This window comes from Microbacterium sp. Leaf151 (assembly GCF_001424225.1).
Lineage (GTDB): Bacteria > Actinomycetota > Actinomycetes > Actinomycetales > Microbacteriaceae > Microbacterium.
Window position 1 is genome coordinate 243290 of sequence record NZ_LMOR01000001.1, and the last position, 15677, is coordinate 258966.

At 71.2% G+C, this 15677-nt stretch carries 13 protein-coding genes; 3 read left to right on the forward strand and 10 right to left on the reverse strand.

Features of this window, described 5'->3' with window-relative positions; genetic code table 11:
• The first annotated feature begins 116 nt into the window (after window positions 1–116).
• The gene (locus ASF76_RS00995; protein WP_055951641.1) at window positions 117–644 is read left to right on the forward strand and encodes a MarR family winged helix-turn-helix transcriptional regulator; all 528 of its coding nucleotides are present in this window, start codon (window positions 117–119) and stop codon (window positions 642–644) included.
• Between the two features lie 82 nt (window positions 645–726).
• On the opposite strand, the gene ASF76_RS01000 is transcribed toward ASF76_RS00995, so the two are convergent.
• The 3 genes from ASF76_RS01000 to ASF76_RS01010 form a co-directional block, all read right to left on the reverse strand.
• Complete coding sequence (locus ASF76_RS01000; RefSeq protein WP_055951643.1) at window positions 727–1515, reverse strand: enoyl-CoA hydratase-related protein; 789 nt, start codon at window positions 1513–1515, stop codon at window positions 727–729.
• A gap of 258 nt (window positions 1516–1773) precedes the next feature.
• Window positions 1774–2952 carry an acyl-CoA dehydrogenase family protein gene (locus ASF76_RS01005; protein ID WP_055951646.1) on the reverse strand — a complete coding sequence of 393 codons (1179 nt, stop codon included), beginning with the start codon at window positions 2950–2952 and terminating at the stop codon, window positions 1774–1776.
• A 185-nt stretch (window positions 2953–3137) separates the two neighbouring features.
• On the reverse strand, window positions 3138–3875 hold the full coding sequence (locus ASF76_RS01010) for a VIT1/CCC1 transporter family protein (protein ID WP_055951650.1): 738 nt from the start codon (window positions 3873–3875) through the stop codon (window positions 3138–3140).
• A gap of 184 nt (window positions 3876–4059) precedes the next feature.
• Here ASF76_RS01010 and ASF76_RS01015 point away from each other — a divergent pair, with 184 nt between their 5' ends.
• Window positions 4060–7542: a choice-of-anchor I family protein gene (locus tag ASF76_RS01015; RefSeq protein ID WP_055951653.1), complete on the forward strand. Its 3483-nt coding sequence runs from the start codon at window positions 4060–4062 to the stop codon at window positions 7540–7542.
• Window positions 7543–7614: 72 nt separating this feature from the next.
• On the opposite strand, the gene ASF76_RS01020 is transcribed toward ASF76_RS01015, so the two are convergent.
• Window positions 7615–8331: a Type 1 glutamine amidotransferase-like domain-containing protein gene (locus ASF76_RS01020; protein ID WP_055951655.1), complete on the reverse strand. Its 717-nt coding sequence runs from the start codon at window positions 8329–8331 to the stop codon at window positions 7615–7617.
• A 39-nt stretch (window positions 8332–8370) separates the two neighbouring features.
• Here ASF76_RS01020 and ASF76_RS01025 point away from each other — a divergent pair, with 39 nt between their 5' ends.
• Window positions 8371–8787 (forward strand): hypothetical protein, encoded by a 417-nt coding sequence (locus tag ASF76_RS01025; RefSeq protein ID WP_200936063.1) that lies wholly within the window; start codon window positions 8371–8373, stop codon window positions 8785–8787.
• A 123-nt stretch (window positions 8788–8910) separates the two neighbouring features.
• On the opposite strand, the gene ASF76_RS01030 is transcribed toward ASF76_RS01025, so the two are convergent.
• The 6 genes from ASF76_RS01030 to ASF76_RS01055 all read right to left on the reverse strand — a co-directional run bounded on the left by ASF76_RS01030 (window position 8911) and on the right by ASF76_RS01055 (window position 15493).
• Window positions 8911–10089, reverse strand: a complete 1179-nt coding sequence (locus ASF76_RS01030) for a thiolase family protein (RefSeq protein ID WP_055951658.1) — start codon at window positions 10087–10089, stop codon at window positions 8911–8913.
• On the reverse strand, window positions 10089–11273 hold the full coding sequence (locus tag ASF76_RS01035) for a bifunctional 2-methylcitrate synthase/citrate synthase (RefSeq protein WP_055951661.1): 1185 nt from the start codon (window positions 11271–11273) through the stop codon (window positions 10089–10091). Before ASF76_RS01035 ends, ASF76_RS01030 begins: the two co-directional genes overlap by 1 nt.
• 219 nt (window positions 11274–11492) lie before the next feature.
• Entirely contained in the window at window positions 11493–12392 is a 900-nt protein-coding gene (gene prpB, locus ASF76_RS01040) for a methylisocitrate lyase (protein WP_055951663.1), read from the reverse strand.
• A gap of 202 nt (window positions 12393–12594) precedes the next feature.
• A complete protein-coding gene (locus tag ASF76_RS01045; RefSeq protein ID WP_055951666.1) occupies window positions 12595–14121 on the reverse strand; it encodes an MmgE/PrpD family protein in 1527 nt (508 codons plus the stop codon).
• Window positions 14118–14747 carry a GntR family transcriptional regulator gene (locus ASF76_RS01050; protein ID WP_156459129.1) on the reverse strand — a complete coding sequence of 210 codons (630 nt, stop codon included), beginning with the start codon at window positions 14745–14747 and terminating at the stop codon, window positions 14118–14120. The genes ASF76_RS01045 and ASF76_RS01050 overlap by 4 nt, the downstream gene beginning before the upstream one ends.
• A 161-nt stretch (window positions 14748–14908) precedes the next feature.
• A complete protein-coding gene (locus ASF76_RS01055; protein ID WP_055951673.1) occupies window positions 14909–15493 on the reverse strand; it encodes a TetR/AcrR family transcriptional regulator in 585 nt (194 codons plus the stop codon).
• Between the last annotated feature and the right edge of the window lie 184 nt (window positions 15494–15677).

Sequence of the window (15677 nt, forward strand, 5' to 3'; positions counted from 1 at the left end):
GCCAGGACTCCGCACGCGAAGCGCCCGCATCGCCCCAGGGAGCCGACAGCTGCGACGGGTGCGATCGCCCGGCACGGGCGGCGCGGGAGCGGTACCGTGAATCCGGAGGAGGACCGATGACGCGACGACTGCCGGTCGACCCGATCGCCGAGGCGAAGCGCCAGTGGCTGGCGCACGGGTGGGACGACGCCGCCGACGGCATGACGGTCGTGACCTCGGTGATCCGGGCGCACCAGTTGCTCATGGCATCCATCGACCGTGCGCTCAGACCGTGCGACCTGTCGTTCTCACGCTTCGAGATGCTCCGGCTGCTCGCCTTCACCCGCGAGGGACGGATGCCGATGGCCAGCGCCATCACGCGGTTGCAGGTGCATCCCACCAGCGTCACGAACACCGTCGAGCGCCTGACCCGCGACGGGCTGATCTCGCGCGAACCGCATCCCACCGACGGTCGTGCGGCCCTGCTCGTGTTGAGCGCCGCCGGTCGCCGCCGGGTGGACGAGGCGACCGAGGCGTTGAACGCGGTGTTCGCCGATCTGGGTCTCGACGACGACGACGCGACCGCGCTCGTGCGCATCATCGCGCGCTTCCGCAAGGGTGCCGGCGACTTCGCCGACCCGGCGCCCGTGCCCGACCCGCTCTGACGCCGCAGACCTCCCACGCCGCACGACGGCCTCCCTCGACGGGTACGAACGCCCGCCACCGGGTCACGCCGCGCCGAGCCGTTCATCGGTGCGTGAAGGAGGGCGGGCGCTTCTCGCGGAACGCCGCCATCCCCTCTTTCTGGTCGGCGGTGTCGAAGAGGCCGGCGAACGCCTGCCGTTCGAAGCGCACGCCCTCGGCGAGCGTCGACTCCAGTGCCACGTCGAGCGCCGCCTTCGCCGCGTACAGCGCGGGCAGGGGCTTCTCGGCGATCGTGCGAGCGACGGCATCGGCCTCGGCGAGCAGCTCGGCGGCCGGTACAACGCGCGACACCAACCCCGCGCGCTCGGCTTCGGCCGCGTCGATCATGCGGCCGGTGAGCACGAGTTCGGCGGCCTTGTAGTACCCGAGGGCGCGCACGAGCCGCTGGGTGCCGCCCATGCCGGGGATGACGCCCAGCTGCACCTCGGGCTGACCGAACTTCGCGCGGTCGGACGCCAGGATCACGTCGCACATGAGCGCGAGCTCGCACCCACCGCCCAACGCGTACCCCGACACCGCGGCGATCACGGGCGTGCGCACGGCGGCGAAACGCGCCCAGGCGCCGAAGTGGTCGGTGAGCGTCATGTCGAGACCCGACTTCTGCTCCATCTCTTTGATGTCGGCGCCGGCGGCGAACGCCTTCTCACTGCCGGTGACGACGATCGCTCCGACACCGGTGTCGGCGTCGAAGGCCTCCGCGGCCGCGACCACCTCGCTCATCGTCTGGGTGTTGAGGGCGTTCAGCGCCTCGGGGCGGTCGAGCGTGATCCACCCGACGCGGCCGCGCTGCTCGACGCGGATGGTCTGGTGCTCGGCATCGTGCTCCGTCATGGTGACTCCCGTCGTCTCAGGTCTCGCGCGGTACGGACAGTGCCGCCCCCGCATATTCGCACGCACCGCCGACATCGATCGAGGGGGTTCCCTGCCGGCCCGGCAGCGCCCGGGATAGCGTCGGAGCCCCGACTGCGACCGAACGGGTTCGGGGCACGTTCGGCACCTCGGGGCACGATCGGCCCGCCTCGAACCGCGAAACCCGCCCCGAACACCGTGGACCCCGCCCCGAACCGCAACCCCCGGCTGACCGCGCGCTCACGCGGCGAGAACGCTGCGGCCGACGATCAGCCGCATGATCTCGTTCGTCCCCTCGAGGATCTGATGTACACGCAGGTCGCGGACCACCTTCTCGATGCCGTAGTCCTGCAGATACCCGTAGCCGCCGTGCAACTGCAGTGACTCGTTGGCGACGCGGAAGCCGACGTCGGTCGCGAAGCGCTTCGCCATGGCGCAGCGGGTAGCGGTGTCGGGGGCCCCGGCGTCGAGAGCGAGGGCCGCGTCGCGCACGAGGAGCCGCGCAGCCTCGAGCTCGGTGGCCATGTCGGCCACGGCGAACACCACCGACTGCTTCTCGGCCAGCGGCTCGCCGAACGTGAAGCGCTCGTGCACGTACGCGACCGCGCGGTCGAGCGCCCAGCGCGCCCCGCCCAGGGAGCAGGTCGCGATGTTGAGACGTCCGCCGTTCAGCGCGGTCATGGCAATCGAGAAGCCGCGGCCCTCACCGCCGAGGAGATTCTCGGCCGGCACCGACACCTCGTCGAGCACGACGGCGCGCGTGGGCTGCGCGTTCCAGCCCATCTTCTTCTCCTTCGGCCCGAACGACAGTCCCCCGGCATCGGCGGGCACGAGGAACGCGCTGATCCCGCGAGCCCCCGGTTCACCCGTGCGGGCCATGACCACGTAGACGGATGCCTCGCCGGCACCCGAGATGAACTGCTTGACGCCGGTGAGCACGTACGTGTCGCCGTGACGGATCGCGGAGGTCGTGATGGCCGCGGCATCCGACCCCGCGCCCGGTTCGGTCAGGCAGTAGGCGCCGAGATCCTCCATCGCGACGAGACCGGGGAGCCAGCGCTCGCGCTGGGCGCCGGTGCCGTAGGCGTCGATCATCCAGGCCACCATGTTGTGGATCGTGATGTAGGCCGTCACGGTGGGGTCGCCGTAGGCGAGCTCCTCGAAGATCGCGACCGCGTCGGCCCGTGTCAGCCCGGCGCCGCCCACGTCGTCGTTGACGTAGACGCCGCCGAGACCCAGGTCACCCGCGCGGCGGAGGACGTCGCGGGGGAAGTGCTTCTCGACATCCCATTCGAGGGTGTGCGGAGCGAGCTCGGTCGCGGCGAAATCGCGGACGGCATCGAGGATGGCGGCGCGTTCGTCGGCCGAGAGGGTTCCGGCGGCCGGGGCGTCGAGCGCGGGGGCAGGGGTGGCGTCCATGCGGCTCTCCTTCGTGAGGGCGACGGCGTCGTCGCACCTCCCAGATTAGCTGGACGTCCTAGTAATTGGTAGGGCACGCGAGCAAACGGCTGTCGACGCACGCTCGAGAAACGCTCCGCCGCGCGAGAAACGCGGTGACGAGGCGTGTCTTCCGCGCGAGAGCGTTTCTCGCGTGCCCGAAGGACCTACGCGGATGCCACGCCGAACAACGACCCCACGAGATAGGTCGCGCCGAGGGCCAGCGCGCCGCCGATCACGGTCCGCAGGATCGCGCGCCCGCGCCGCGCTCCGCCGATCCACGCGGCGAGGTAGCCGGTGACCGCGAGGGCGATCAGCACAGCCACGAAGGTGAGGGCGATGCGCACCTCGACGGGCGAGAGCAGGATCGTGAGCAGCGGAAGGACGGCTCCGACGGTGAACGCCACGGCCGAGGCCAGCGCCGCCGTCCACGGACTCACCACGTCCTCGGCGTCGAGGTTCAGCTCGACCGACAGGTGGGCCTTGAGGGCATCGGATGCCGTGAGCTCGGTCGCGACGCGCCTCGCGGTGTCGCGCGAGAGCCCCTGGGCCTCGTACAGGCCCACGAGCTCGGCGAACTCGGCATCCGGATCCTCCGCGAGTTCGCGGCGCTCCTTCTGGATGAGCGCGTGCTCACTGTCGCGCTGACTGGACACCGAGATGTACTCCCCCAGCGCCATCGAGATCGCACCTCCCACCAGGGCGGCGAGGCCGGCCACGAGCACCGGTCCGGTCGCGGTCGTCGCTCCCGCGACGCCCACCACGACCGCCGCGGTCGACACGATGCCGTCGTTCGCGCCGAGCACGCCGGCGCGGAGCCCGTTGAGGCGCTGCGAGAGGCCCTGGCGGTGGGGCTCCTCGGGGTGGGCTCCGGGCGGCGGACCGCCGGCGGCATCCTGGATCATGCGACGAGCGTACGACCGCCATGGGCGTCCGGGGCGGCGAGGACCGATCGACACCTCGCCCGTGTGCGGATCGGCGGCCGCGTTATCGCGCCGTTCACCCGCCCGTCACGCGATCCGGGCAAAATCCACAGGATCGCGCCACCCGCGCGGTTCGCATCCCCACCCGAATCCGAGGACACGCCCCATGCCTTCGCCCCTCCTCCGACGCGCTGCCGCGTTCACCGCGACGACCGCGGCCGTGTGCGCGCTCGCCCTGACGAGTGCCCCCGTGGCATCCGCCGCGATCGTGCCCGACCCGGTGCGCGCCTCGCCCACCGACACGGCAGTGAGCCTGCACCCGATCGGCACGTACGAGACGGGAGTGTTCGATCAGTCGGCCGCCGAGATCGTGCACGCCTACAAGAACCGTCTCCTCGTCGTGAACGCCCAGGCCGGTGCGGTCGACGTCCTCGATAACAGCGACCCGACGGCACCGAAGAAGCTCTACTCGCTCGCCGGCACGGGTGTCGCGAACTCCGTCGCCGTTCGCGGCGACGGCCTCGGTGTCATCGCCCTCGAGGACGCCGACAAGACGTCGCCTGGTCGTTTGGTCTTCTTCGACGCGGATGCCACGACGCCCACGATCCTCGGCGAAGTCACCGTCGGCGCTCTCCCCGACATGGTGACGATCTCGGACGACGGCACGTACGCGGTCGTCGCCAACGAGGGCGAGCCCGCCGACGATTTCTCGGTCGACCCCGAGGGATCGGTGGGCGTCGTGTCGCTGCCCGCCGGCAAGAGCGCACCGGCCCAGGATGCCGTGCGCACGGCGGGATTCGGCGCGTTCGAGGCGGTCGCAGAGAACTCGGGTGTCCGAATCTTCGGTCCCGACGTGGCCGCCCCCGACCAGGGCGGTACCCCGCTCGCCGCGAACCGCGTGAGCCGGAACCTCGAGCCCGAGTTCGTCGCCGTCGCCGGCGGCACCGCGTACGTGACGCTGCAGGAGGCGAACTCGTTCGCCGTCGTGGACCTGGCCTCTGCCACCGTCACCGCCCTTACTCCGCTGGGGGTCAAGCCGTACTACTCCGGCGTCACGCTCGACGCGAGCGACCGCGATCCCCAGGGCGCACCGACGTACAACCAGTCGAGCTACTACGACCTCTATGGCATGTACATGCCCGACGGCATCCAGGCCTACGAGGTGGACGGCGAGACCTTCCTCGTCACCGCCAACGAGGGCGACGGGCGCGCATGGGGCGATTACACCGACACCGCCCGTGTCGGTGACCTCGGAGAAGACGGTCTCGCACCGATCTGCGACAACCAGGCCGTCAGTCAGATCGACGACGCCCAACTCGGTCGTCTCAACATCGCCACCGACATGGGCCTGAACGACGACGGTACCTGCTACACCAGCCTCTACACCTTCGGTGGCCGCGGCTTCTCGGTGTGGGACACCGATGGCAACCGGATGTTCGACTCCAACGCCGACTTCGAGGCCATCACCCACGACGCCAACCCCGACTTCTTCAACTCCAACCACTCGGAGTCCAACCTCGAGGGCCGCAGCGACGACAAGGGCCCCGAGCCCGAGAACCTCGCGATCGGCGAGATCGACGGGCGCACCTACGCCTTCATCGGCCTCGAGCGCGTGGGCGGCGTGATGACCTACGACATCACCGACCCCCAGAACGCCACCTTCGCCGGGTACGTCAACAACCGCGACTTCTCGGTCTCGATGGAGGACGATCTCACCGGTGACGAGGCGGCCGACCGCACGCTGCTGTCGAAGGCCGGCGACCTCGGTCCCGAGGGCGTCGACTTCATCCCCGCCGCGAGCTCGCCGAACGGGCGACCGCTCGTCGTCGTCGGCAACGAGGTCTCGGGAACCACGACCGTCTTCGAGGTCTCGGACCCGAGCGTGAAGAACATCGACATCTTGACGATCAACGACTTCCACGGCCGCCTCGAGGCGGGCACGCAGGGCGAGGCCGGCGCCGCCGTCATCGCCGGTGCGGTGAAGGCGAAGGAAGCCGCGAACCCGAACACGCTGTTCGTCTCCGCGGGCGACAACATCGGCGCCTCGACGTTCACCTCGCTGATCCAGGACGACCAGCCGACCATCGACACGCTGAAGGCCTCGGGCCTCGACGTCTCGGCCGTCGGCAACCACGAGTTCGACCGCGGCTTCGCCGACCTCACCGACCGCGTGCTTCCCGAGTACGGCGGTGGGGAGTTCGGGCTCGGCGCGAACGTGTACAAGGCGGGGACGAAGGAGCCCGTACTCGACGAGTACGCGATCAAGGACGTCGACGGCGTGCGCGTCGCCTTCATCGGCACCGTGACGCCGGACACCGCGACCATGGTCGACCCGGCCGGGATCGCCAGCCTCGAGTTCGGCGACCAGCTCGAGGCCGCCAACCGAGTTGCCGACGAGATCACCGCGGGCGATCTGGCCGACGTCATCGTGCTGCTCACCCACTCGGGAGCCGCGACCTCGAACGACTGCGCCGCCCTCGCCGCCGATCAGGCCGGCTTCGGCAACCTCGCCACCAACGCCGCGCCCGAGATCGACGCGATCGTGTCCGCGCACACGCACCAGACGTACGCGTGCGACATCGCTGTGGCCGGCACCGACCGCACCCGCCCGGTGATCCAGGCGTCGGAGTACGGAAAGGCGATGGGTCAGCTCTCGCTCGCGTGGGACACCCGCACCGACTCCCTCGCTTCCGTCTCAGGCACCACGTTCCCGCTCGCGGGCGCCTTCGCCCCCGACGCGGCCATCGCGGCGCAGGTCGCCGAGTACGTCGCACAGGCCGATGTGATCGGCGCCGAGCCGGTCGGCATGATCAGCGGAGACATCCTGCGCGGAGGCACTCCGACGGGCTCGGACCGCGGCGTCGAGTCGTCGATGGGTAACTGGGTCGCCGACGTCTACCTGTGGGCGACGTCGGAGAACAACGAGTTCGCCGGCACCCCGGCCCAGATCGCGCTCATGAACCCGGGCGGCCTCCGCGCCGACCTGCTGAAGGGCGACGACGGCGTGGTGACGTACAAGGAAGCAGCGCTCGTGCAGCCCTTCGCCAACACCCTCGTGACGGTGACCCTCACGGGCGACCAGATCCGCGGCATCCTGAACGAGCAGTGGAAGGCGACGGGCGACCGCCCGAAGCTGCACCTCGGCGTCTCGGACGGGTTCACTTACGAATACCGGCAGGATGCGAGCAACCCGCGCGTGGGCAGCGTCGTTTCGATGTCGTACCAGGGCAAGCCGATCGCGCCGACCGACACCTTCACCGTCGTGACGAACTCGTTCCTCGCGAACGGCGGAGACGGCTTTGCGACCTTCGCCAAGGGCACCGACCGCACCGACACCGGGCAGGTCGACCTCGACGCGACGCTGGAGTACTTCCAGGCAACCTCGCCGGTCGACCCGGCCCCGCTCGGTCGGGCGATCCTCGCGACCGCCGAGATCCCGGGCGGTGGCTCGAACGGAGGCGCGGGCGGGGGCTCGGTGCAGCCGGGCAGCGGATCGGGTCAGCCGGGCTCGGGCCAGGCCGCGGGCACTCGCCCCGGTAGCGGCCTCGCCGTCACCGGTGCCGAGATGCCGTGGGGTATCGCCCTCGCGGGCGGGTTCCTCGTGGTCGCGGGAGGTCTCGCCGCCGCGCTTCGTCGCCGCCGCGTCTGACACCCGGCATGTGGATCGGCCCTCACCCTCGCGGGTGGGGGCCGTTCCCGTTCCGCCGGGCCGCCGCCCGGGTCAGGACCGCCGTACGGTGACGCCGACCCCGGATGCCGCGGCCTCGACCCTCCACACCTGACCCGCGCCGCGCACGGTCACCGCGCCCTCGGCATCCACGATCAGCGCGGTGTGCTCATCGATCGCGACGCCCTCGCCCACGAGCCCCGCGTCGACAGCGGCGACGAGGCGCGACAGCGTCCCCCACTGCGCCGCGTGCACGTCGACGGCGAAGCGCACGAGACCGAGACCGTCGCACACCTCCACCTCGTCGAGTTCCTCCGCCGCGTCCTCCGACACCACGTCGACACCGCCGATGCGGTAGCCACCGACCACGGCTCGTTCTGCGGCGATCGCCGAGCCGGCGGAGAAGCCGGCGTAGGGCATCCCCCGCGTCACGCGCGTGCGAACGGCATCCCGTATCCCGGAGAACGACTCGAGGTAGGCCGGGGTCAGCCCGCCGCCCACGAAAACGGCGTCGGCGTCGATCACGGGCGAGGCGAACGTCTCCCCCTCGACGATCGCCTCGATGCGGACCTCCTCGGGCGCCGCGCCCGCGGCCTCCACGACGCCGCGGAATCGCGCGGCCGACGCGTCGTCGTCAGTCTCGAGCACGAGCAGCACCGCGATCGTCGGGGCACGTTCACCCGCCGCCGCCCGCGCTTCGTCCACGAAGGACCGCAACAGGTCGCCACATCGCGCGATGTCGCGCCCGCCGCCGAGAAGATGCACGCTCATCGGATCAGTATCACCGTCGCGGTGGATAGCCTGGGCGGCATGACCTCGCCGCGCAGCGCCGGACGATCCGCGTCGGCAACGAGCGGCTCACCGGGCCCGACGTTCTGGCTCTTCAGCGTTACCGGCGTCGTCGCCATGATCGCCGCGTGGGTGTGGTTCGGGATGGCGTTCGAAGAAGAGATGAGCGATCAGCCCAAGGCCGTCTCGGCGGGGACGACGATGGCCGGTTTCGGCGCCAGCCTCGGCATTCCGCCCCTCGTGCTGGCCCACGTGATCGGGCTGGGCTTGCTCGGGTTCACGGCGTTCCCCGGGCGGCGCCGCACCGGCCGCGTCTGGATCTGGGCGGTGGCGAGCGTCACGGTCGCGTCGATCATCGGTCTGCTCGTGGCTCAGTGGCTCTTCGCCGGACGACTGTTCCTGATGGGCGCCGACGGCCAGTCGACCTTCGTACCCTGACCCTGCCGGCGTCCGGCGGCGATCACACGCGCACAACGGCGGGCGCAGTGCGCGACACGCCGACGCCGTGGGACGGGGAGCGGCGCGCCGTCGACGGCCCCCGCCGTTGTGCACAGCGGGGACTCAGTACCGCCGCAGCAACGCCGCCAGCGCCTGGCCGCCGCCGATGCACATCGTGACGACCGCATACTCGAGGTCGCGGCGCTGCAGGTCGAGCGCCGCGCGCACCGTGAGGATCGCCCCCGTCGCGCCGACCGGGTGACCCAGCGCGATCGCGCCGCCGTACGGGTTCACCTTCGCGGGGTCGAGGCCCGCATCGCGGATCACCGCGACCGCCTGGGCGGCGAACGCCTCGTTCAGCTCGATCACGTCGACGTCGGCCGGGGTGAGTCCCGTCTGCTCCCACAACCGCTGCAGGGCGAGGACGGGGGCGTAGCCCATGATCTCGGGGTCGACGCCGGCGGTGGTCACGGCCTCCAGCGTCACGAGACCGGTGAGGCCGCGGTCGCGCACCTCCTCTTCGCGCATCAGCACGGTCGCGGCGGCGCCGTCGTTGATGCCCGACGAGTTGCCGGCGGTGACCGAACCCTCCTTCTCGAACGCCGGGCGCAGCCCCGCCAGCGCCTCGAGAGTGGTGCCAGGGCGCGGGTGCTCGTCGACCGCGACCTCGACCGGCCGCTTACCGCCTGTGGTCACGGGCACGATCTCTTCCGCGAAGGCCGCGCGGGCGGCATCCGTGGCCGCCCTCCGCTGGCTCTCGACGGCGAACGCGTCCTGCTCCTCGCGCGACACCCCGTATCGGGATGCCACGACCTCGGCCGTCGTGCCCATGTGCCGGCCGCTGAACGGGTCGGTGAGGATCGCCAGCGTCCCGTCGAGGAGGGTGCGGTCGCCGAGTCGGCTGTTGCCGCGGGCGCCGTAGTCGAGGAAGGGCGTGCGCGACATGCTCTCGTCGCCGCCGGCGACCGCGACGTCGATGCCACCCCAGCGCAGCTCCTGGGCGGCCGACCAGATGGCCTGCAGGCCCGAGCCGCACAGGCGGTTCACGGTGAAGGCGGGGACGCGGGTGGGCAGCCCCGCGGCGAGCGCGACGCGCCGGGCGTTGTAGGCGTCGGGGCCGTTCTGGGCGATGCAGCCCATGACGACCTCGTCGATGTCGCCCGCGTCCACCCCGCCCCGACGCAGGGCCTCGGTGACGGCGACGGCGCCGAGCTCATGGGCGTCCACGCTCGAGAGCGCCCCGCCGAAAGACCCGATGGGCGTCCGCGCTCCCGAAACGATGACGATCCTGGGCGCCGACATCAGCCCACCGCCTCTTCGGCTCGCTCCTGCGCCTCGACGTCAGCGGCATCCGCGATGTATCCCTCGACGTGCCGCTCATCGGGACCGACGTAGGCCGACAGCGGACGGATGAGGGCGTTCGACGCCTGCTGCTCCCTGATGTGGGCGGTCCAGCCGGTCACCCGCGCCGCGACGAAGAGCGGCGTGAAGGTGAGGGTGTCGAAGCCCATCAGGTCGTAGGCCGGACCCGAGGGGTAGTCGAGGTTCGGGTAGATGCCCTTGCGCTCGACGAACTGCGCCTCGAGGGCGTCGTAGAGCGCGGCGACGTCGGGGCGGTCGTAGTGGGCGACGAGGGTGTCGAGCGCGGCCTTCATCGTCGGTACGCGCGAGTCGCCGCGCTTGTACACGCGGTGGCCGAAGCCCATGATCTTGCGCTTCTCGGCGAGGGCTGTGTCGAGCCACGGGCCGACGTTCTCGGCGGAGCCGATCTCGGTGAACACGTGCAGCACGGCCTCGTTCGCCCCGCCGTGCAGCGGGCCCTTGAGGGCGCCGATCGCGCCCACCACCGCCGAGTAGAGGTCGCTGAGCGTCGAGGCGATGACGCGAGCGGTAAAGGTCGAGGCGTTGAAGGAGTGCTCGGCGTAGAGGGTCATCGAGCGGTTGAACGCGTCGACGACGACGGGGTCGGCCTCCTCACCGAACGTCATCCACAGGAAATTCGCCGCGTAATCGAGGTCGTCGCGGGGCTCGATGAGCTCCTCACCACGGCGGCGGCGCTGCCCGTACGCGACGGCGGCGGGGAGCTCCGCCCACAGGCGGATGCTGCGCTCCAGGTTCTCCTCGGGGGTGCCCACGGCATCCATGACGTTCGCGATGCCCGCCGTCTCGCGCGCGCCGATCACGCTCACGGCGGTGCGCACCTCGTCCATCGGGTGGGCCGCCGTCGGCAGCAGGTCGATCGCGGCGCGGACGTCGTCGGTCAACGCCCGGTGCTGGCGCTCGACCTGGCGCAGGGCGGCGAGCTGTGCGGCATCCGGAAGCTCCCCGTTCCACAACAGGTACGCCACCGCCTCGAAGGGCTGGGTGGCGGCGAGCTCCTGCACGGGGTATCCGCGGTACAGCAGGCTGTTGGTTTCGGGGTTCACCTTGCTGACGGCGGTCTCGTCGACCGTGACGCCGGCGAGGCCCTTCTTGATGTCGGTCATCGTCTCTCCCTCGAGTCGTGCTCGGTGTCCATGGTGCCGGATTCTGCGGGCGCGGTGCGGGGAACTTCGTCCCCATTTCGGCTGCCAGGGTGCCCGGCGAGGCGAGCCATGTCCCGATTCCGGCTGTCTGGAGCCGCCCCAGACAGCCGAAAACGGGACGCGGTCTGCACGAATCGGGACACGGTTCGCCGAACCGCTGCGACCGGACGCCCCGCCGCGTCAGCGCTCGACCGTGAAGTCGAACACGTCGGCGTCGAAGCGCGTGTAACCCTCGTAGTCGATGAGGTCGTACAGGTCGGCGCGGTGCTGCATCTCGCCGAGCTGGTCGCGCAGATGACCCTCGGATGCCAGGGCGTCGAGGCCCCGACCGGCGGCGCCCATCGCGAGCCGCAGCAGCGACACCGGCCAGATGACCAGGTTCACCCCGGCGTCCTGCAACTGGGCGGTGGAGAACAGCTCGCTCTTGCCGAACTCGGTCATGTTGGCCAGGATCGGCACATCCAGCGCCGAGCGCATCGCCTCGAACTCGCCGAGGTCGCGCATCGCCTCGGGGAAGATCGCGTCGGCGCCGGCGTCGACCAGGGCCTTCGCGCGGTCGATCGCGGCATCCAGGCCCTCCACCGCCCGCACGTCGGTGCGCGCCATGATGAGGAAGTCGGGGTCGCGGCGGGCATCGACGGCCGCACGGATGCGCTTGATCGCCGTGTCGGCATCCACGACGCTCTTGCCGTCGAGGTGGCCGCAGCGCTTCGGATTCACCTGGTCCTCGATGTGCGTGCCGGCGAGCCCCGCGTCTTCGAGCGTCTGGATCGTGCGGGCGACGTTCATCGGCTCGCCGAACCCGGTGTCGGCGTCGATGATCGCCGGCAGCTCCGTCATGCGCGCGATCTGCTGCCCGCGTCCGGCGACCTCGGTGAGGGTCGTCAGTCCGATGTCGGGCAGGCCGAGGTCGGCCGAGATGACCGCGCCCGAGATGTAGACGCCGTCGAAGCCCTTCCGTTCGATGAGCCGGGCCGACAGGGGGTTGAAGGCTCCCGGCATCCGAACGACTTCTCCGGATGCCAGCTTCTCGCGCAGCGCGCGGCGCTTCTGGGCGGGGGTGGTCTGGGCGTACAGCATCAGCGGGCTCCCTCGAGGCTGTGGAGGATCGCGCGCACCGGCGGCTCCGGCTTCTGGGGCGCGCACCCGCCGCCCGGGCGTGCACAACGGCGGATGCCTCTCACGACACGCCGCCCCGCGGCATCCTGAACCGGCGTGTCGGAGTGAAGTCCCGCCGCTGCGCGCGGCCTCGTGCGGCGCCGCCCCTCGAGAACGCGGCGCATCAGAACAGCCCCTTCGGCGCGGGCGCCAGGGCCAGCACGCCCGGCTTGGCCACGATCGAGAGCTGCATGACCTCGGCGGGGGTCAGTTCGGGCAGTCGCTGCACGAGCTCGAGGAAGCGCTCGATCTCCTCGGGCAGCAGCACGGGCTCGGCCAGCAGGCGGAATTTGCGGACGTAGTCCTCGCGGGCGAACGGACGGGCGCCCAGCGGGTGGGCATCGGCGACGGCGATCTCGTCCTCCACCGTCGACCCGTCGGTCAGGGTGATCACGACGCGGCCGCCGAAGGCCTTCTCGTTCGGGTCCTCGGAGTGGTAGCGGCGCGTCCACTCGGCATCCTCGGCCGTGGTGACCTTGTGCCACAGGGCGACGGTGTCGGCCCGGCCCGCCCGCTCCGGGGCGTAGGAGTCGACGTGGTGCCACGCGCCGTCCTGCAGCGCGACGGCGAAGATGTACGGAATCGAGTGGTCGAGCGTTTCGCGCGAGGCTGCGGGGTCGTACTTCTGCGGGTCGTTCGCCCCCGAGCCGATCACGTAGTGCGTGTGGTGGCTGGTGTGCAGCACGATGGATGCCACGTTCGCGGGGTCGCGCAGATCGGGGCGCTCCGTGCCCAGACGACGGGCGAGGTCGATCCACGCCTGCGCCTGGTACTCGGCCGAGTGCTCCTTCGTGTAGGAGTCGAGGATGCCGCGCTTGCTCTCGCCCTCCTCGGGCAGCGGCACGTCGTACGAGGCGTCGGGACCGTCGAGCATCCACGCGATGACGCCGTCTTCGCCCTCGTAGATGGGCGAGGGGCTGGTCTCTCCGCGCATCGCCCGGTCGACGGCCTCGATCGCCATCTTGCCGGCGAAGGCGGGGGCGTGGGCCTTCCACGTCGAGATCTCGCCCTTCCGCGACTGCCGGGTGGCGGTGGTGGTGTGGAGGGCCTGGCCGATGGCCTGGTAGATCGTCTCCTGGTCGAGGTCGAGCAGGGTGCCGATGCCCGCCGCCGCCGCGGGGCCGAGGTGGGCGACGTGGTCGATCTTGTGCTTGTGCAACGAGATGGCGCGCACGAGGTCGATCTGGATCTCGTACGCCGTGGCGAGGGCCCGCACGAGGGCGGCGCCGTCCTTGCCGGTGTGCTGGGCGACCGCGAGCACGGGCGGGATGTTGTCGCCCGGGTGCGAGTAATCGGCCGCGAGGAAGGTGTCGTGGTAGTCGAGCTCGCGCACGGCGACGCCGTTCGCCCAGGCCGCCCACTCGGGGCTCGTGCGCCGCTCGAGCAGGCATCCGAACACGGTCGCACCGGCTCCGCCGATCGACACGGCGTGATCGAGCGCCTGCTGGCGCGCCGCGCTCACGGGCTGACGAGTGAGGGATGCCGCGGCGACCGCGGCGTTGTCGATGACGCGATTGACGATCATGTCGACCACGTCGTCGTCGACGCTCACCGGGTCGACCGCGACCCGGGCGAGGGCCCAGGCGAGCTGGCCCTCGCGGGCGAGGTTCTCGTCGCTGCGGTGCACGCGCACGTGGTGGGTGATCGTCATGAGGGGTCCTCCGTGAGGGCTTCGAGGATGGTGGTGAGGGCGTTGTGCAGATGCACATGGGTGGCGTGGACGGCGAGTTCGGGGTCGCCGGCGCCGATCGCTCGCGCGATCAGTTCATGCTCCCCGGCGGATGCCGAGAGGCGAAGGGGGTTGAAGCGGGCCATGCGCCGCACCCGCACGAGGTGGGTGCGCACGCTGCGCAGGGCCGCGGAGAGGTAGGCGTTGTCGACGGCGGCGTCGAGCGCCGCGTCGAAGCGGGAGATGAGGGCGTAGTACGCGTCGGCATCCGCGAGATCGACCGCGGCGAACTCCCGGGCGAGGGCGACGAAGACCCGACGATCACCGCGGCGGGCAGCCGATCGCGCCGCCTCGCTCTCGAGAGCCCGGCGCACCTCGAACAGCGCACGGATGTCGTCGGCGTCGATCCCGGCGACGACCGTCACCCGAGCCGAGGCCTGGGCGACGAGACCATCGGATGCCAAACGGCGCAGGGCCTCGCGCAGCGGTGTGCGGCTGACGCCGAGGCGCGTCGCCTGCTCGACCTCGCCGAGGACGGTCCCGGGCGCCAGGGCGCCCGTCTGGATCTCGTCGAGGAGGGTCGCGTACGCGCGCTCACCGGCTCGCATATCGCCCCTTGCCATCACCCGACCATTGTATGCATTCGCGGGGGCGAATGGGGACTTCCCGCATCGCAAGAGCGGCCTGCGTATACACAGCGCGGGCGGCGTCACGATCCGCCGCTGCGGCCGCCTTCCGGCGACAGAACCCGGCGACTCACGCGGGCGCGTCAGGGCCGGCCCCACGACTCCAGCGTCGTCGGGATGGATGCCAACGTCGCCAACGAAGCGTCGCGATCGGCGCGCGCGAGGGTGAGACCGGCCACCACCAGCGAGGCACAGACCGCGGCGAGCGCGCCCACGGCATCCGGGGCCAGGTCGGGTCGGCGGTCGGCGACGGCGGAGTGGATGGCGGCGCGCATCTCGGCGGCATAGCCCGAGACGAGGGCGCGGACCTCGGCGTCGTCGGACGCCAGCGGGGACGAACCGGCGTTCAGCAGCAGGCAGCCGAGGCGCGCGCGGGGGGCGTCGGCTTCGATGGCCGCGCGCATGTCGTCGACGTACGCCTCGAGGGCGCCGGGGTCTCCCCCGCCGAGCGGCCGCAGACGCGTGCGCACGACGTCGTCGAGGTAGGCGGCCAGCACCGCGTCGAACAGTCCGCGCTTGCTGCCGAAGGCGTTGTAGAGGCTGGAGCGGGTGAGCCCCGTCGCCTCCTCGAGCTCGGCGATGCCCGCCTCGGCGTATCCGCGCTGCCAGAAGACGTCGCGCGCGGCGTCGACGACGGCGGAGCGCTCGAACGTCGGCATCCTGCCCATGCTCACTTCCTCTCCTGGTCCCCCGTTGCGCCCGGACCCTTCGACGAGCTCAGGGCCCTCCGTGGCAGACCGAGGTGGCTGAACCTGTCGACGCCATCGAACCCGCGGCGGGTCCGAGTCCTTCGACGGGCTCAGGGTCCTCGCGGTTGCGTTGACCGACCCCGGGTCTATATTAGACCGGTCG